Annotated in this window: 15 protein-coding genes and 1 tRNA gene; 10 read left to right on the top strand and 6 right to left on the bottom strand. The window is 35.6% G+C overall.

The features are described 5' to 3' along the window. Nucleotides 1–556 precede the first annotated feature (556 nt). Nucleotides 557–1570 (top strand): ArsA family ATPase, encoded by a 1014-nt coding sequence (locus ACJMLZ_RS00785; RefSeq protein WP_405303421.1) that lies wholly within the window; start codon nucleotides 557–559, stop codon nucleotides 1568–1570. 200 nt (nucleotides 1571–1770) lie between these two features. Here the strand turns inward: ACJMLZ_RS00785 and ACJMLZ_RS00780 are convergent, their stop codons facing one another. From ACJMLZ_RS00780 to ACJMLZ_RS00765, 4 genes are all read right to left on the bottom strand, one after another. Next, complete coding sequence (locus tag ACJMLZ_RS00780; protein ID WP_405303420.1) at nucleotides 1771–4677, bottom strand: hypothetical protein; 2907 nt, start codon at nucleotides 4675–4677, stop codon at nucleotides 1771–1773. A gap of 127 nt (nucleotides 4678–4804) precedes the next feature. Continuing rightward, nucleotides 4805–5443, bottom strand: a complete 639-nt coding sequence (locus ACJMLZ_RS00775) for a cobalt-precorrin-7 (C(5))-methyltransferase (RefSeq protein ID WP_405303424.1) — start codon at nucleotides 5441–5443, stop codon at nucleotides 4805–4807. Between the two features lie 165 nt (nucleotides 5444–5608). Further along, nucleotides 5609–7729 carry a phage holin family protein gene (locus tag ACJMLZ_RS00770; RefSeq protein WP_405303419.1) on the bottom strand — a complete coding sequence of 707 codons (2121 nt, stop codon included), beginning with the start codon at nucleotides 7727–7729 and terminating at the stop codon, nucleotides 5609–5611. Next, nucleotides 7726–8595 (bottom strand): metallophosphoesterase, encoded by an 870-nt coding sequence (locus ACJMLZ_RS00765; protein WP_405303418.1) that lies wholly within the window; start codon nucleotides 8593–8595, stop codon nucleotides 7726–7728. The genes ACJMLZ_RS00770 and ACJMLZ_RS00765 overlap by 4 nt, the downstream gene beginning before the upstream one ends. 81 nt (nucleotides 8596–8676) lie before the next feature. On the opposite strand from ACJMLZ_RS00765, the gene ACJMLZ_RS00760 reads away from it, so the two are divergent. From ACJMLZ_RS00760 to ACJMLZ_RS00750, 3 genes are read left to right on the top strand one after another with little or no spacing between them, the layout of a single operon-like run. Beyond that, nucleotides 8677–9867: a redox-regulated ATPase YchF gene (locus tag ACJMLZ_RS00760; protein ID WP_405303417.1), complete on the top strand. Its 1191-nt coding sequence runs from the start codon at nucleotides 8677–8679 to the stop codon at nucleotides 9865–9867. Between the two features lie 32 nt (nucleotides 9868–9899). Continuing rightward, nucleotides 9900–10214, top strand: coding sequence for a TIGR04076 family protein (locus tag ACJMLZ_RS00755; RefSeq protein WP_405303415.1), 315 nt, complete (start codon nucleotides 9900–9902; stop codon nucleotides 10212–10214). Further along, nucleotides 10198–11241, top strand: a complete 1044-nt coding sequence (locus ACJMLZ_RS00750) for an SLC13 family permease (RefSeq protein WP_405303414.1) — start codon at nucleotides 10198–10200, stop codon at nucleotides 11239–11241. The genes ACJMLZ_RS00755 and ACJMLZ_RS00750 overlap by 17 nt, the downstream gene beginning before the upstream one ends. A gap of 173 nt (nucleotides 11242–11414) precedes the next feature. Here the strand turns inward: ACJMLZ_RS00750 and ACJMLZ_RS00745 are convergent, their stop codons facing one another. Beyond that, entirely contained in the window at nucleotides 11415–11732 is a 318-nt protein-coding gene (locus tag ACJMLZ_RS00745; RefSeq protein WP_405303423.1) for a TfoX/Sxy family protein, read from the bottom strand. Nucleotides 11733–11748: 16 nt separating this feature from the next. Further along, a complete protein-coding gene (locus ACJMLZ_RS00740; RefSeq protein ID WP_405303413.1) occupies nucleotides 11749–12147 on the bottom strand; it encodes a C-GCAxxG-C-C family protein in 399 nt (132 codons plus the stop codon). Nucleotides 12148–12234: 87 nt separating this feature from the next. Here ACJMLZ_RS00740 and cfbD point away from each other — a divergent pair, with 87 nt between their 5' ends. The 6 genes from cfbD to truD all read left to right on the top strand — a co-directional run bounded on the left by cfbD (nucleotide 12235) and on the right by truD (nucleotide 17161). Continuing rightward, nucleotides 12235–13308 (top strand): Ni-sirohydrochlorin a,c-diamide reductive cyclase catalytic subunit, encoded by a 1074-nt coding sequence (gene cfbD / locus ACJMLZ_RS00735; protein ID WP_405303422.1) that lies wholly within the window; start codon nucleotides 12235–12237, stop codon nucleotides 13306–13308. Next, complete coding sequence (gene hisH / locus ACJMLZ_RS00730) at nucleotides 13305–13901, top strand: imidazole glycerol phosphate synthase subunit HisH (protein ID WP_405303412.1); 597 nt, start codon at nucleotides 13305–13307, stop codon at nucleotides 13899–13901. The genes cfbD and hisH overlap by 4 nt, the downstream gene beginning before the upstream one ends. Before the next feature lie 2 nt (nucleotides 13902–13903). Continuing rightward, complete coding sequence (locus ACJMLZ_RS00725; RefSeq protein ID WP_405303410.1) at nucleotides 13904–15268, top strand: AIR synthase-related protein; 1365 nt, start codon at nucleotides 13904–13906, stop codon at nucleotides 15266–15268. 51 nt (nucleotides 15269–15319) lie between these two features. After that, on the top strand, nucleotides 15320–15757 hold the full coding sequence (locus tag ACJMLZ_RS00720) for a hypothetical protein (RefSeq protein WP_405303408.1): 438 nt from the start codon (nucleotides 15320–15322) through the stop codon (nucleotides 15755–15757). A gap of 51 nt (nucleotides 15758–15808) precedes the next feature. Then, nucleotides 15809–15882 (top strand) — tRNA-Arg (locus tag ACJMLZ_RS00715). Nucleotides 15883–15898: 16 nt separating this feature from the next. Continuing rightward, nucleotides 15899–17161 carry a tRNA pseudouridine(13) synthase TruD gene (truD, locus tag ACJMLZ_RS00710; protein ID WP_405303407.1) on the top strand — a complete coding sequence of 421 codons (1263 nt, stop codon included), beginning with the start codon at nucleotides 15899–15901 and terminating at the stop codon, nucleotides 17159–17161. The last annotated feature ends 7 nt before the right edge of the window (nucleotides 17162–17168 follow it).

Below are 17168 nucleotides of genomic sequence, written 5' to 3'. Positions count from 1 at the left end.
ACCAGTTTCAAATAGCTTTTTGCAGAGTTAAGAGTCATGGTCTCTTTACAGTAGTTCATATAGTTGGTTAGTCTTTTTTTTAGTGTTCTGTTTTTCCATCTGATTTTTTTCTCTTCTTCTTCATCTGCCTCATCCAACAATTCTTGTAATGATTTTCCCTGAAATTTACAATAATGTCTCAAGGTGTTTCTAAAATTGTAGTATGTAGATTTAGAGAGTCCTCTAGTAGTTATAAACTCGTCAAGGAGTTCTTCATTTGTATTACTCATATTTTTCATCTCGCTATTCGTTATTCATGACTTATTTTTATATTCTATTAAGTCTATAAATTGTCCTAGAGAGCATTTGGTAAGTAATTGTTTTTCAGACCGAAAAGTATATAGTAAGTTTATGAAAATAAATATAGTTACCAAAAGTAAGTTTAATTAATATCATATCCTTACCTCGATTACTCACTATGCCAAATATTTGTGTATAAAGTATGTCTAAAACACAGGTAAGTTTATGAAAATCAACGAGCTTACTAAAAGTAAGTTTATCTAAGGAGGTAATTTATTTGGCATTTAAAGATTATTTTAGATTTAATAAAGATAAAACAACATTCATTTTTGTAGGTGGAAAAGGAGGAGTTGGAAAAACTTCCATTTCATCTGCTACTGCATTATGGTTAGCCGAACAAGGCAAAAAGACTTTAATTGTTTCAACTGACCCTGCACATTCTTTAGCAGATTCACTTGAAGTGCCGATTGGAAGCTATCCGCGTGAAATCAAGACAAACTTATTCGCTGTTGAAATTGATCCTGATGAGGCTATGGCTCAAAAACAAGCAGCTCTTGAAGCTCAAAAGGCAGCGAACCCTTCAGAAGATGGAGGTTTATTAGGAATGGACTTTTTATCAGATCAGTTAGATATGGCTTCTTCCTCTCCGGGTGCCGATGAGGCCGCCGCATTTGAAATGTTTATGGCAGTAATGAATTCAGATGAATATGATGTTGTAGTATTTGATACCGCACCGACAGGACACACTTTAAGATTATTGTCCTTCCCGGAAGTAATGGATTCCTGGGTAGGTAAATTGATGTTGGCAAAGGCCAAATTGGGAACTGCAACCAATGCGCTTAAAAAAATCATGCCTTTCATGGAAGCGGTCGATGATCCTCAAACTTCTGAAGAGTTGAAAAGAACCAAAGAGGAAATCGATAAGGCAAAAGATGTTTTATCAGACCCTGACAGAACCACATTCAAGATGGTCGTCATTCCTGAAGAGATGTCAATTTATGAATCCGAAAGGGCTTTAGAAGCACTTGGAAAATATGACATTACCGTTGACAGCGTTATTGTAAATCAGGTAATGCCTGACATTTGCGATTGTGATTTCTGCCATTCAAGACACAAATTGCAGCAAAAACGTTTGGCTTTAATTGACCAAAAGTTCCCTGACCAGCACATTGCTGAAGTTCCTTTATTCAAGGATGAGGTAAAGGGTCAGGAAAAGCTGTTGAAACTGGCTCACATCCTATATGATGATGAGGACAACGATGAAGTAACTCAAGAAGCTATTCAACTTTAAAAAAAATAAGTTAAAATAAGAAATTTATTTTAACTTAATCACTTTCTTTTTTTAAAAACCATTGGCAAAATGGAATGAACACAATTAAAAACAGAATTATCCACAATGTGGGTGAAATTCGCATTGTAATCAGCCCATTAATGAAAACTAAGATAAAAATTATATCCAATATTTTAACTAAAACATGCTGATTTCTAAATTTATCGATTATGCTCATTTTCCCACCAACTCTTGTCCCAATATTTTTCCGGCATGCTGAAAGGTGTCCAGTAATCATCACAGAAATATTGGTAGGTTTCTTCTTTGGTTAATTGTTTTGTTTTTCCATTGCTAATATATGTTGCATCATTTCTGTCTAAAGTTAAGTCATCATTGATTTTAACTTCAACGTAATCATATCCTCCATTTTCGTTTGGAATGTTGTAGACTTTCTTTCCTTGCAGATATCCAGGTCGTGTAAATGTCAGAGTATCCATCACTTTGTGCCATTCCTTTTCATTTACAATATTGTCCCTATACATTGTTCCTCCAGTTTGGATAAGTGTCATTGTTGAGAGCAAACCTATGCAAGCGGATGAAAAACCGCCTAATCCCTTTTCCAATACGAATTTTATTCCCATATATCCTAGAACGGATAGTGGATGTGTTTTATTTAACTCATTGGAGAACATATAAATTCCAGGCGCAAATATTTTAATTGAATTTCTTATTCCTGCTATTATGTCCTGGGGAAGTATTCCCACACTGCAGCAGTCGCGGCTTGTAGCTATGCTTGATCCCTTATATGTGGAATTGTTTTTTGAGTGGATGACACTTGCAACACCACTGGTGATGTTTAGTATAATTGCCGAATTGTCCTGTGAAAAGACATAAATCAAATCCCCCAATTGTGCAATACTGAATTTATTTTCGAGGATTGCTTGAAATACGTTGTCCAGAGAGTTTGTTGTGTTGTCCATATATCTTTCACTGACTGGTGAAAGCACATAATCTTCAACATTCGGCAAATTCAATGAGTTCAGCAATCTAAATAAAATGACATTTTTCTCATTTCCTTTTACGCTCATCCCCATGTCTGCATTTAAAATGTTTAAGTAGGTATCTTCTAAATTGATGCCTCCCAGGATTGTAAGGGTGCTGCCTCTCATCCAGTTCACATTGAATTCCTTAGCATAACTGTCAGCCAGTGCATCGGCAAGCCATGCTGTTTCAAGTGATGCCAAATGCATTCCATATAGGTTCATCATACCATATCTATTTAAATAGGGGGAATAGGCTGAAATCCAATTTTCCAATGTTGTTTTTGATACTTTACTGGCTATTATTGTATATGCTTGGAGTACCTCAAAACCAAAGGCCCTTCGATATTTCTCACCAAGGCCGTAGCTTATTGTTTCTGTTTTTTCAAGTTCTTCCTTTCCATTGATGATGAATTCTGTCTTTATTTCTTCTTGAGAACAATATCCGACAATATTGTTTCCAAAATAGGAATATGTAACTGGTTTGCCGGTATTTGTGAATTTAACCGGATCGGATATATGGTCTGTAATCTCATAGTAGGCAAAATCAGTATTCACTCTGTTGTAGAGTTTGGCCAAACTATATTTCACTCCGGTTTCATCAAAATATTGTGTTTGAATTGAAACCTTGCACATTATCTTATCGTTTTGGGCATATGTTAAAATTTCGCTGTTTTCCAAACCCTTATCTGCATAAAATCCGAATAATTCAATGCTTTCATTGGTTTTGCTTCTATATTCGATTTTTGTGGAGTTGGATAGTCTTGTTATCATTATTCCATCGCCAATTAGGTCATCATTGTTTGAACAACACAATACTGCCCCTCCGTTGAATGGAACCAGATAACTTTTCTGTCCCATAATCACAGCATCTCCATTGCCGGTTTTACCAGTTGCAAATTGGTAGGTTTTACTTTCAACCTGAACAGTAAAAATTTCTATTTTCGGCATTTTCACGGTTCCATTAACCCCAACATTAACTGAATATTGTTCATTAGGAAATACTTGGGGCAATGTGACATTGATGTAGTCTGGAATGATTGTCACATGTCTAAATGAAGAGGAATAATCCACTTTATTAACGGTAATTTTGTTGTTTACTTGTAGATGGTTGTATGTGGTTGTTATTGTGTATTGTCCAACATCCAAATCTATTGGCAAACTAATTTGACCGTTTGTGTCCGTTTTTTTAATGTAGGTTTCTCCATTGACCTTCAAAGTCACGTTCTTATTGGCTGATGCTTTTCCATTGGAATTAAGAATTTTTACTTTAAATTCACCTGTGTCACCATAATTAATTGTCAAATCATTTGTCTTGATTACAGGATAGATTGTGATTGTATTTGTAATGGACTCGACAGTTTTTGGATTTATCGAGGTTATTGAATATTTTCCAGGTTTTAAACTAATGCTCAACTTGGCAATTCCGTAATTGTTTGTTTTTGAACCATAAATTCTCCCGTTAATTTTAAATTTAACCGGAGTGTTTTTTAATGGACTTTCATTTTCATCATAAAATTTGGCCGAATAGGAGAATGCACTTCTGTAATACATTTTCAAATCGCCGGATTTAATTGTGCTTTTAATTATCACTGTGCTTTTTACACTTTGTTTCTTGTATAATTTTGTCCCGGCAAAGGTGCTGACGGCTTCATAATTTCCGGGCTTCAAATTTAAATTAAGAGTTGCAATTCCCTTTTTGTTTGTTACAGGATAATATGAAGAGCCTCCAACTGTTATTTTAATTTTTACATTGCTCATGGGCTTTTTATTTTCATCTTTAAGATAAACAATTAATTTGTGCCCATCATTGTAATGCATTGTTACATTGGCAACCTTCAGTATGGCCTCTTTTTTGGTTATCTTTGCAGAAGTTAGGTTTTTACAATTGCTTTGCTCAAATGTACTATTTTCAAAATCACTTGCTTGAAGTGTTTGCTCGTTACTTGCATTGTGGAGATGATTGTCATCTGCATTGCTTTTGGATATGGTTTTTTGCGTTTCATTTTCACAGTCTGTTGCAGATACAGCAGAAATTAGAAATAAAAATAAGAAAATGAAACATAGGGTGTTTATTTTCCGATTCATAGTATCTACCTTATGTCAATTTTTAGTTAAAATTAACAATTAAACTATGTAAATCGGATTATATAAGCTTTAATTTTAAAAATAAATAGTAAATAATTAATATAATGGTTTTTTAAGCTCAATTATGCTAGTAAATTACCATTATACACATATAAGTAAATTCACTTTCGGCAATTTCCTTCAAGGTTGACTCAACAATCCTTTCATCAGGGTAGCTTAACCTTTCACAGACGACAACTTCCCTGTCTTCCTCAACGCCATTGTCAAGTAAAAATTGAGCCATGTCCTTCACTTTCCTTGAAGGAAGAGCTATTGTTGTTTTTCCATTGTTTATGACAGGCAAGATGTCTTCAATGTTTTCCCTTCCGTGAAATGTCATTACATTGGCGTTGTCCCATTGGATTTGGGTTCTTGCAGCGGCCAGCTGAAGTGAACTGATTCCTGGAATGACTTCAATGTTTTGCTTGTCAAATCCCTTCTCGGAGGATATTCTCAAGACGGTATTCAATACTCCTGAAAATCCGGGATCACCTGTTGATAATATGGATACTGTATTTCCTTTTATTGCTAATTCAACTCCTTCCTCAAGTTTATCCAGTAACTCCTTAACATTAAAGGCAATCTTGTTTTTCACATCATCAAATAATTCGATTGCTCTTGTGCTTCCAACTGTATAATCACTATTTTTAACAGTGTCGATTGCTTTTTTAGTTAAAAATTCACTGGATCCAGGACCAATTCCAACAATATAAATCTTACCAGTCATTTTAATCATTTATCTCTAGTTTTTCTTTTAAATTATTTTAATGCAACGAGTTTAGCAGAATAGCTAGTCTTTATCAATATGTAATAATTTGTTTAATGGTAATATATGTTTTTTAGTAGTTTTTAACCAATAAACCTCCTTCATCTAAACTCATATATTGGGTATTCAAGCATTTTTTAAATTCTCTATTTCTCTTTTCAAGAATTTATATATTGATTCGGCACCAATCAATTCACCGGGATCGTTCCATTCGGACGGATAGACAATAAACGGTTTTGTCTGATTTCCTCCAAGGCCTCCATGACTTCCTATCAGCTCTTCAAACGCACAGATTTCATCAGTTTTTGAGTCATAAAAGCTGTTTACCAGTATGTCTGGCATGTTGTCAAAGGTATTTTGTCTTTTGAGGTGCCTTGAAGCATTTTTACCAAAACCTTCAAGAGGGTCTTCACCAACAATCTTTTCATTGTCAATATAGTTAATTCCATTCTGCCCTATTGCCATTGCACCATTGTTTATGGAATTTACCAGTATGAACCCGATTCCTGTATGTTTGACAAGACCCGGAATCAAATCTGGAAACAACATCACAATTTCTTCATAAGTCAATCGCTGTTTCCATTGTGTTAAATAGATTAATCCTAAATTCCCGGAACCTAAAACAATCAATTCGGAATTTTCTGCTTTTTTAGTGCTCTGTTCGTGACTTTCATAGCCTCTGATGTAGTCTAAGCTGTTTGAGTATTTCTCTCTCAGATTCAAATACTGTTCATTTTCAAATATTATTTCAGGTTTTCTATTGTCAATTCCTTCTTTAATGTTTTGAATTGTTTCGACTTCATCAAAAACATCACGTATGTTTCCAACTCTTTCTTTAAAATTTCTTATCTGTTTATTTTCAGGAATAACTGCATCTCTAAAGTGATCGATATTGTATTTTTTCTCAAACACTTTCAAGTCATCTGGAAGCAATCTTCTTACATAGTCGCCAAGTGTAATTCCATATCTTTGTTTAAATGTCGCCCCTTTACTTTGGCCATGGTCAGATAAAACAACTAATTTATAGTCTCTTTCACTCAGTTCAATGGCGGTTTTTAAACTTTGAAATTGCTGGTCAATCTGTTTTAGAACTCCCCATACGTCGTCATCCTCTACTCCGGAATGGTGAGCTACTTCATCATAACCCATAAATGTTGAATATGCAGTGTCAATATCTCCAGTCAATATTTCTCCTGTTAAAATTTCAGTTGTTGCTTCTCTTAAAACGACATTAGCTCCGGCTCTTACGGCTGCATAAACAATTGTTCTTCTAATTCTTGGCTGTATATTCTTTAATTTATGAAATGCTTGTGATTTTAACTCTAAAATGATATCCCATAAAAATAAAACGAATATTCTTTGGAAGTTATTTGCATCTAAAAATATGGTATGCAATGTCTTATCATATAATCTCGCTAAACCGTCTAGTTTGGATGAAGTTAATGGTGAAATTTTACTGTCTCCTGAAAACATGTTTGCTATGCTGATTCCATCAACAAGCAAACCATCTCCGTCGCTGATTCTTTCTTCAATTTTGGGAGCGTCACTCAATTTTCCGGAAACCAAAATTTCATTGTCGTTTTCTTTTTCAACCCATCGGTATGCAACGATATTTTTGTTGTTTCCATGTAGGATTCCCGCTTGGCTTGCACCGGTTTGTGAAGATAAATCAGTTTCCCATTCCTTGAGGGTGTGGGATTTTTCATCAAGCCATCCCTTTAAATTTGGCATAAAACCTTTATCAATCGCTTTTTTTAACGTATTGATGGACAGACCATCAATTTCAAGCATTATGACTCCAGGATATCTTTTTTTATACCGTGTTTTTCTTTTTTCAGCATATTTCAAAATGTTTTTAAGGTAACTGTCGAAATAACTGGTGTTCGTAAGGTTTGTAATAAATACTGTAAATATTGCCATAACTATCGGAACCTGGAAAGCTCCATATATTCCAACGTGAACTCCTTCGATTGCATAGGATGCAATATAAAATATCAATGAGTTTATTAAAATTGCTCCAATTCCAAATGTAAATATGATAACTTTCATAAAGAACTTTTGAAAAATAGGCCACAGCAGTGAATTTGCAATAGCGAGAGCTATTACAATGATTATGGCATTATACCAAGGGCCAACCGTAAAATCGGTGCTGATATAATCTACTCCATAAATGGCCAATAAATTTGCCAGTATTAACAATGTAGTTGTTATTAATGTTTTGGAATAGGAAATAAATTTATTAATCATTCTATCTGTATTTTTCTTCTGTTTTTATTTTTTAAAGTTATTATTGTAATTTCAGGTTTGCAGTTAATTCGTATTCTAAAGGAGTTTGTCCCAAGACCTTTGCTTGTATATTGAAGCATATCTCCAACTTTATAAAGTCCTACTGGATATTTTGTTGAATTTGGCCCTCTAAATGGAGTTGTCTCAAATTTGGGAATTATAAACTGCCCTCCATGTGAGTGTCCTGATATCTGCAAGTCAAATCTTTTGGTTTGGGATGATTCTTTTGCGAAATCTGGTTCGTGGGCAAGCAGAATGCTCGGAATGTTTTTAGGAAGTTTTTCCAATACTTTATCCAGATTATCCGCACAAACTGTACAACTGTCAACGCCTGCCAAATTCAAGTATTCACCCTGTTTTTCAAGGGTATAAACATCATTACTTAAATCAACAATGTTTGAGCCTTTAAAGATTTTTCTAATTTTTTCCGCATCCATCCAATGGTCATGATTTCCCAAAATGCCGAATTTTCCGTCTTTAGCATTTAATTTTTTAAATGAGTTTTCTAGGGATTCTTCATATTCATCCATAACATATGAGAAATAGTCTCCGGTTAAGGTAGCCAAATCATAATTCAACGTATTGACATAATCCACAAGGGCATCTAAATATTCCGGATTTATCCATTGGCCCAAATGTATGTCTGTTAGGTTTAAAATCCGGTAATTGTGAAAATTCCAGCCTAGATTGTTCAGTTCAATATCAACTTCAACCAGATCTATATCATTTTCACTAAACTTTTTGTCCGGCAGGGAATATGTCATTGCATCCTGTATTCCCTGGCGAATTTTCATTGCTTGCGGACGGTCAATATCTTCATCTTTCATGTAATATATTATATAATTTCTGAAACTATTTATATTTTAAAAGGCAAATATTAAGTTGTTATTAATTTTAATGTGATTATTATGCTTCAAATTGCAGTTTGTGGAAAACCAAATGTTGGAAAATCCTCATTTTTTAATTCAGCAACCGCTTCTAGTGTGGAAATGGCTAATTATCCATTTACAACAATTGATGCCAATAAGGCAGTTGCTCATGTAATTAAGGATTGTCCATGTAAAGAATTAGGTGTTACCTGCAATCCTCACAATTCAATCTGTATAGATGGAAAAAGATTGCTTCCGATTGAACTGATTGATGTGGCGGGGTTAGTTCCTGGCGCTCATGAAGGGAAAGGATTAGGTAATAAGTTTTTAGATGATTTAATGCAGGCTAAAGTATTTATTAATGTTATTGATGCTTCAGGTTCTACTGACTTGGAAGGAAATCCGGTTGATCCTGGAAGCCATGACCCCCTTGATGATTTGGAGTTTTTAGAAAATGAGATTGTCATGTGGATGTATGGAATATTATCAAAAAATTGGGTCAGGCTTGTAAGGAAAATTGGCGCTGAACATTTGGATGTAGCTAAAGTATTGTTTGACCAATTGTCCGGTACCGGAATAGCTATTGAAGATATTATCGAAGCGAAAAGAACAGTTGATCCGGATTTTAATAAGTGGGAAGAGGAGGATTTGATTGAGCTTACAAGGAATATCCTCCATATTGCAAAACCGATGATGATTATTGCAAACAAGGCGGATTTGCCAACTTCCAAGGCAAATATCGAAAGAATCAAGGAAAAATATCCAAATGTAATTCCGACATCTGCTGAATCTGAAATTGCCCTTGTAAGAGCTAATGAAGCCGGTTTGATTAGTTATGTTTCCGGTGATGACCACTTTGAGATTCTTGAAAAGGATAAGCTGAATGCAAATCAGATTAAGGCTCTTGAGTATATTCAAACTAATATTTTGGATGTTTATGGAAGTACTGGAATTCAGGATGCCCTGAATTATGGAATTTTTGAGCTACTGGATCATATAGTTGTCTATCCTGTTCAGGACGAACATAAATACACAGATCAAAAAGGCAATGTCTTGCCGGACGGATTCTTGGTTCCAAGAGGAACAACTCCACGTGAATTGGCTTATATTGTTCACACAGACATTGGTGATAAGTTCATGCATGCAGTTGATGCAAGAAAAAACATGCGTGTTGCCAGTGACTATGAGCTGCAGGATGGCGACATTATCAGTATTGTTACAAGAGGTTAATTCCTCTTAAATTTCTTTTTTTTGGTGTTTAAATGAAAAAAGTAAAAATTACCGTTGTTAAGAAAGTCAGGCATGATGATTTGATTGAAAAATACGAAAATCCTCTAGAGCACGAATGTGATGTAGAACTCAACCAGGTTTTCATTGCAAACGGGTGGGAAAAACCAGAAAATTTTTGTGACAGTGCATGGGAAAGCCTTTCCCCGTTTGTATTGGCTTTAGCTAATGGTGCTGAAGACTTTTATGATGGGTGGATGAAAAATAAAAAATCTGCAATGATATCTTGTAATGATGGTTTTAGACCCGTAAGTTTTCTTTTGGAAACTTTAGATGAAGATGCAGAATAAATTAAAAGATATCATGACTAAATTATTTGATAAAAGTTTTAATTTTTTCAAAAAAGAAATAATTTTTTCAATATCGGTAATTTTAGCTATTATTTCCTGCTTTTTTGTCAAACCAAGTTTTAATTATATCAATTATATCAATTGGGAAACAATCATATTGCTTTTTGTGATAATGTTTATTGTTGAGATTTTAAAGAATTTATCCATTTTTGAGATTTTGGTTCGAAAATTATTGGCTAAAATAGGCAATGCCCGTGAGCTTGTTCTGGTATTGGTTTTCATCTGTTTTTTCAGCTCAATATTCATCACGAATGATGTTTCTTTAATCATTTTTGTTCCATTTGCCATATTGGCATTGAAAAAAGTTGAAAGAGTTGATTTAATAATATTCACTGTCTGTCTACAGACTATTGCAGCCAATGTTGGGTGCATGGTTCTTCCTATTGGAGCCCCTCACAATATTGTAATGTATACAGTATCCAATATCTCCTTTACATCGTTTTTCCTATTGTTATTACCTTATATTTTAGTATCTGCACTATTTTTAGCTGTATTGTTGTTGTTTGTTTCAAAAGACCAAATTACACTGCCTAAAATGAGTAAAATAGTCATTGACAGGAAAAATTTCTTTAAAAGGGTTTTTTTAGGTGTTGATTACTATTTGCTTTTAACATTCATCGCATTATTCGTTTTAATTGGCAATTTGGAAAATATTCCATTTTTCAATTCATTGTTTACCAGATGGATAATGGGTAATGAGGTTCTTTGGGGTGTAATTGCATCCCAGGCAATTTCCAATGTTCCGGCAGCAATTCTTTTAAGCGGTTTCAGCACAAACTACGAAGCAATCATTGTGGGAATTAATATTGGCGGGTTCGGAACCCTCATCGCATCTATGGCGAATCTTATTTCATATAAGATTCTTGTTCGCGAGTTTGACGAATTTAAAATTAAATATTTGGTGACATTTACGGTTTTGAATGTTATTTTATTGATAATTTTGTTTGGCGTTTATATTTTGACTTAGTTTTGGAAATTTGAGTCATTCATCGAGTAAATCCAAATCATAATCATCTTCAACATCTATTATATATGCACATTCATCGCACATATCGTTATTATCAGAGTTAATGCATCCGCACATTGGGCATTTCCACATATTGTCACCTTCCGCATATTGAAATAAAATTGGGTCAGATTTTACTTTTTCTTCTTCTTTGGAGCTGGAAGCTCTTTATACATTGCTTCCAAAAGCTCTCTTAGAAACGCTCTGTTTTCCACCTCATCAACGAGCAGCATTTCCTTGGCACCTTCATATGGCTTTTCCATATTTGCATCTGGCATCATGGATTTGGCGGCGTTTACAGGTTTTACAAGAAAGCGGTCATCATAAATGCCTCCAACAATCTTTCCACGATAGTAAATTATGTATTCTCCCATCATTGCCCGATAGGAGATGTCATCCAAATCTGATAGCTGCTCCATTATGTAGTCTAGATACTCCTTGCTTGATCCCATCATATTCCTCTTGTTTTCATTCATCTAACAAGTCAGCAACTTTTTTTGCAATGAATACGCAACAGTCAACACAAGGAGACTTATCTTCTCCATGGTTGGTAATTTTATCGCAACGTACAGTTCCATATTCCTCTTTGAAAGTGTTAAAAATTTCTTTTGCATTGGCTTTAATTTTTCCGGTGTCATCTAGAATAATGCCGTTTGCCATTAATGCGCCGGTTACCGCTCCGCAGGTTCCTTCATCAAATGTTCCGCCCATTCCCCCTGCAAATCCGCAGGCCAGTTTTGTCATTTCATCCTGACCGATATCTGCTCCTGCAGTTTCACAAAGGCCCATTAATGTTGACTCGGAACAACTTTTTGATTTTCTGTATTCCCTGATTTTTTCCTCTAAAATTTTCTCATCAAGCTTCATAATACAATCTCCCGAATTTGTTAATTAATTATTTAAATTAAGAATTTAAAATATTTATTTGTTAAAATTATTTAGGTGATAAAAATTATACATCCTAGACCAAGTCCAATTGCTGCCACTCTGTATACTTTAAGAGATATGAATGTCGATGTTATTGTTATGCATGGACCTACCGGATGCTGTTTTAGGACAGCCAGGCTTTTAGAAGGTGATGGTGTTCGTGTCGTAACTACCGGAATGTCTGAAAATGATTTTATATTGGGTGCCGGTGAAAAATTGGTTGATACATTAACTGAAGCTTATGATGCGTTTCATCCGAAATTAATGGGTATTGCGGGCACTTGCGCAAGCATGATTATTGGTGAAGATTTAAAAGAGGCCATTGCTAGTGCAGATTTGCCGTGCACAGTCATTCCAGTCGAATCTCATGGTGGGTCTGGTGAAGGTGACAATACTGTTGGTGCAATAATGGTATTGGATGCGGCAGTTGAATGCGGTGTAATTCCTCGAGAGGAAGCTGACAGACAAATTGAAATGCTTGAAAAGGCAACAGAAGTTGAAAAGACTCGTGGAATGGCGCAGGGCAAGTATATTAAACCTAATTTCGGTGATTCAAAAGAAAGTGTTGCAAAAACGGTAGTCAACGCACTGAAAGATAATAAAAAAGTTGCATTTGTTTTAAATGTTAAAAAGGAAACATCATATTTGTTCTCAGATATCATTAACTTTGATTATAAAGAAATCAATCCGGATAATAAGCCCATTTTTGTAGCCAATTTGGATGAAAACATTGGCTTGCCTAGAATCAGGCAGCACGCGGTAAACATCAAAAATCAGCTTGACATTGAACCGGATTTCATCACTGGAGGGCTTGACGAGTATCCTATAACTGCAAATAAGGCAGCAGAATACTTGAAAGATAAGGATTTGGATTTGATTGTCGTATTTGGTGTTCCTCATGCATTTCCAATTGAGGAATTTGATACAGAATCAATTGCAGTAACTGACGGTCCGCGTTTGGTGGAACCTTTGAGAGATTTGGGATACACCCATGTTGTTGCAGAGCTTGATGCACACTCAAAAACATTAGGCGTGGATGAAATTGTATTTTCCGACTTTGGCGGAATGATTAGATCAGCTATTGGGTGGTTAAACGAATGATTACAATTATTGATTATAAAAGCGGTAACCTAAAAAGCATATCAAACGGCTTTAAAAAAATAGGTGTTGATTATCAGATAACTGATGATAAACAGATTATTGCCGACAGCGATTATTTGGTGCTTCCCGGCGTGGGTGCGTTTGGAAGTGCAATGGAAAACCTAAAACCTTTTGAGGATGTAATTCATGAGCATGTAGGTGATGATAAGCCGTTTTTAGGGATATGTCTGGGCCAACAGGTGTTGATGAGTTCTAGTGAGGAATCGCCTGGCGTTGAAGGATTGGATTTGTTTAAGGGCAATGTAGAATTGTTGCCTGAAGGTGTGAAAATTCCCCATATGGGCTGGAATCAGTTAAATGTATGCAACGATTCACCTATTTTGGAAGGCATTGATAATGAATATTTTTATTTTGTTCACTCGTATCATGTAATTCCGGATGATGAGAGCATAATTGCTGGAACCTGTGAGTATGGTGGAAGTGTTGTGGCTTCATTAAGTCAGAATAATTTGTTTTCAACACAGTTTCACCCGGAAAAAAGCGGTGTGGCAGGATTAAAGATTTTAAAAAATTTCACTAACTTGGAGATTTAACTATGGATATTGAAGGATTTGTAAGGGCAAGAATTGATGATTATGATTATGATGATTTAGCTGAGATGTTGGCTGTAAGGATTAGGGAATACAAGAATATCGATGAAGAAAACTCTATCGAAATGGCCAAGGCTGTAATTGATGAAGTGGCAACCACTCTGAAATTGAATGAAAGCGATGATGAGTTTTTAAAGGAAATAGCCAGTGTCAATAAAGCTGATGTATTGATGGGCGAGATGGGTGTAGGATCTCGTGGAGCAGGAGACTTTTTTGTCCACAGGAAAATAGCAGAAATTGTATCATCCACAAACACTGCATCTTTGGTCAATCCATCAGAACAGGACGACGGAGGTGTTGTAAAGGCACCTGTCAATAACGATGAGGTTTATATTACAACTGCTGTTGATGGAATACACTCACGATTAAGTGAATATCCATTTTTAGGCGGTTTTCATGTAACCCGTGCAACCTTAAGGGATGTCTGTGTAATGGGAGCAGATCCGGTAGCCATTTTAAGTGATGTTCACTTGGCTGATGACGGTGACGTTGCCAAAATCTTTGATTTTACAGCAGGTGTTGCAGCGGTTTCAGAACTAGTGGATGTTCCAATCGTTGCGGGAAGTACTCTTCGTGTCGGTGGTGATATGGTTTTAGGAGACAGATTTGTTTCCGCTGTGGGAAGCGTAGGGGTTTCCCCTTATCCTCCAACTGCAAGGAAGGGAGCAACTGAAGGCGACATTATCCTTTTAACTGAAGGCTCCGGTGGAGGAACAATCACTACAACAGCTCTATACAACGGATTTTTTGATGTTGTATGGGATACAATGAACGTTAATTTCGTTCAGGCATCACATGCATTGTTTGAAGCTGATTTGGTAAAAGACATCCATGCAATGACTGACGTAACCAATGGGGGTCTTAGAGGAGATGCACATGAGATATCCAATACCACTGGTGTCGGATTGGAGTTTTATGAAAAAGAAATCCGAAGAATGGTGGCTCCGAATGTATTGAACATGCTTGAAACATTAAACATTGACCCATTGGGTGTTTCAACAGATTCATTGATGTTAATAGCTCCTCCTGAAATTGTTGGTGACATTAAAAAGGCAGTCGCTAAATATGATGTGGCCATTTCTGAGATTGGGGAGGTCAACAACTCCGGTGAGCCAATTTTAGTTAAGGAAGACGGTTCTGATGAAAAATTGGTTCCTCTCTTTAGGGAAGCGGCTTACACCAAAATTAAAAAATTGGTTGGCGAAACAACTCCTGAAGACTTTGAGGAAATGAAAAGAAAAGTTCAGGAAGCTTCAGATGCAGCAATCGCCAAAAAAGACAAGGTGATTAAACACATTCGTGAAAATTAATTTTTTCACACTTCCACTTTTTTTATTAATTTTAAAAGCCAATTTCCATTCATGTTAGATGAAAAAGGAAATTTTTTTATTGTTGAAGCAATATTAGCTATTGTTTTGCTTTTATTTGTATTTCTAATTTTTAATTATACTATTTCTATTTCGAATCCAAGTTATTCCGGTGAAATAAAAAATTCCAAAACTGCACAGGATACAATGGAGATTTTAAGCGGTAAAATCAATTTCACCGACGGGACTTTCATTGGTGACATTTCCGAAATTTTAAAAGAAAATGAAAACTCAAAAGAATCCGTTAGTGAAGTTTCTAAATTATCTAAGGACAAGTTTTCCACATTAAAACTTGAAAATTATAGGTTCAGTGAAACGAATATTCTGGATGGTAAAGTGCTGGCGGGTTCTGGCGATTATTCGAAAGCGACAAATGTTTCAGTGGCTACAAGGACTTATGGCGATTATTCTTATACATTATCGATATGGTAATCATTATATACTATAAAATTCTTATACTTATATGTTATCTTATTTTGTTTTGCCCTGATGGTGTAGTTTGGATAACACATGGGACTGCGGATCCCATTCCCCGGGTTCAAATCCCGGTCAGGGCATTTATTTGTGATTATTATGTTAAATGCTAATTCTTATGTAACTGATGAAAAAGGTATTGGTGGAACAATCAGAAACCAATATGAAGATTTTTATGTTGAGGAAATTCCTGAAATCATCCCAACCGGTGAAGGTCCGAATGTATATATCTGGATTGAAAAGTTGGGAAGAACAACCTTGGATGTTGTTTTGGATATTGCCCGTGATTTGCATATTTCCAGAAAAAGAATGGGTTTTGCCGGAATGAAGGATAAAAAAGCTTTAACTCGCCAATGGATTTGCATTGCAAATATGGATTCCGAAGAACAGTTAAATCAGGTTAAGGCTTTGGACGGTACAATCTATAAGACAGATTTTTTAAAGATAGTTCGCGGTCGAAAAAAGCTCAGAATGGGCCAGCTTAAGGGAAATAAATTCAAAATTCTAATAAGGGATTTGGACGATATTGAAAGCAGTGCAGATGTTGCAAATAACGTTTTAAAGCAATTGGAAGTCACTGGTGTTCCCAATTATTTCGGATGGCAGAGATTCGGAAAACCAAGGACCAACACCCATTTGGTTGGTGAAGCTTTGGTTGAAAACGATTTGGCCAAGGCAGTCGGAAGATACATTGGAAATCCGTCAGAAGAGGAAAGCCCAGAAAATCAAATGGCCAGGCAGGCATATGATGAAGGCAATTTTGAAGAATCTCTGAATTTAATGGGTAAAGGAATGCGTTATGAGAAAATGATGATAAAGGAATTAATCAGAGACTCTAAAAAGGGAGAACTAACCGACAAATCATATATGAATGCATTGCACGCTCTTCCAAAGCCTCTTCAAAGGATGTTTGTACATGCATATCAGTCTTATCTATTTAATGAAGCCGTAAGCAATAGGGTTGAAATGGGAATTAACAAATATGTTGAAGGAGATATTATTATTGACGCGGAAGAACATATAGTCCGTGATAAAACTCCAGATGAATTCCAGGAATTAATTGATAATTTCCAGGCAAATCCGACTTGCCCTTTATATGGTACAAAGGTTCCATTTGCAGGCGGTGAAGTTGGTGAGATGGAAGAGAATGTCTTGAAAAAATATGATTTGGAAAAATCGGACTTTGAAGTTCCAAAGATGCCTCGTTTGGGAAGCCATGGATTAAGACGTTCAATGCGTTTCCAGGTATGGGATGCATCAGCAATTCCGACTGATGAGGGTGTCTTATGTGAATTTTCAATTAATAAAGGGTCTTATGCTACTGCAGTTTTAAGAGAAGTGATGAAAAAAGATGTTGTTTAGGTGATAA

Origin of the sequence: Methanobrevibacter sp. (assembly GCF_045126245.1) — an archaeon.
GTDB lineage: Archaea > Methanobacteriota > Methanobacteria > Methanobacteriales > Methanobacteriaceae > Methanocatella.
This window is presented reverse-complemented; position numbering and strand designations above follow the sequence as displayed.

Bases quoted from the DNA above. Each gene is read 5' to 3' on its own strand.
- ACJMLZ_RS00725 (WP_405303410.1), top strand. From the start codon at position 13,904: ATGGATATTGAAGGATTTGTAAGGGCAAGAATTGATGATTATGATTAT.
- ACJMLZ_RS00720 (WP_405303408.1), top strand. From the start codon at position 15,320: ATGTTAGATGAAAAAGGAAATTTTTTTATTGTTGAAGCAATATTAGCT.
- ACJMLZ_RS00760 (WP_405303417.1), top strand. From the start codon at position 8,677: ATGCTTCAAATTGCAGTTTGTGGAAAACCAAATGTTGGAAAATCCTCA.
- ACJMLZ_RS00740 (WP_405303413.1), bottom strand. From the start codon at position 12,147: ATGAAGCTTGATGAGAAAATTTTAGAGGAAAAAATCAGGGAATACAGA.
- ACJMLZ_RS00745 (WP_405303423.1), bottom strand. From the start codon at position 11,732: ATGGGATCAAGCAAGGAGTATCTAGACTACATAATGGAGCAGCTATCA.
- truD (WP_405303407.1), top strand. From the start codon at position 15,899: ATGTTAAATGCTAATTCTTATGTAACTGATGAAAAAGGTATTGGTGGA.
- ACJMLZ_RS00755 (WP_405303415.1), top strand. From the start codon at position 9,900: ATGAAAAAAGTAAAAATTACCGTTGTTAAGAAAGTCAGGCATGATGAT.
- ACJMLZ_RS00780 (WP_405303420.1), bottom strand. From the start codon at position 4,677: ATGAATCGGAAAATAAACACCCTATGTTTCATTTTCTTATTTTTATTT.
- ACJMLZ_RS00770 (WP_405303419.1), bottom strand. From the start codon at position 7,729: ATGATTAATAAATTTATTTCCTATTCCAAAACATTAATAACAACTACA.
- ACJMLZ_RS00765 (WP_405303418.1), bottom strand. From the start codon at position 8,595: ATGAAAGATGAAGATATTGACCGTCCGCAAGCAATGAAAATTCGCCAG.
- ACJMLZ_RS00775 (WP_405303424.1), bottom strand. From the start codon at position 5,443: ATGACTGGTAAGATTTATATTGTTGGAATTGGTCCTGGATCCAGTGAA.
- hisH (WP_405303412.1), top strand. From the start codon at position 13,305: ATGATTACAATTATTGATTATAAAAGCGGTAACCTAAAAAGCATATCA.
- ACJMLZ_RS00750 (WP_405303414.1), top strand. From the start codon at position 10,198: ATGAAGATGCAGAATAAATTAAAAGATATCATGACTAAATTATTTGAT.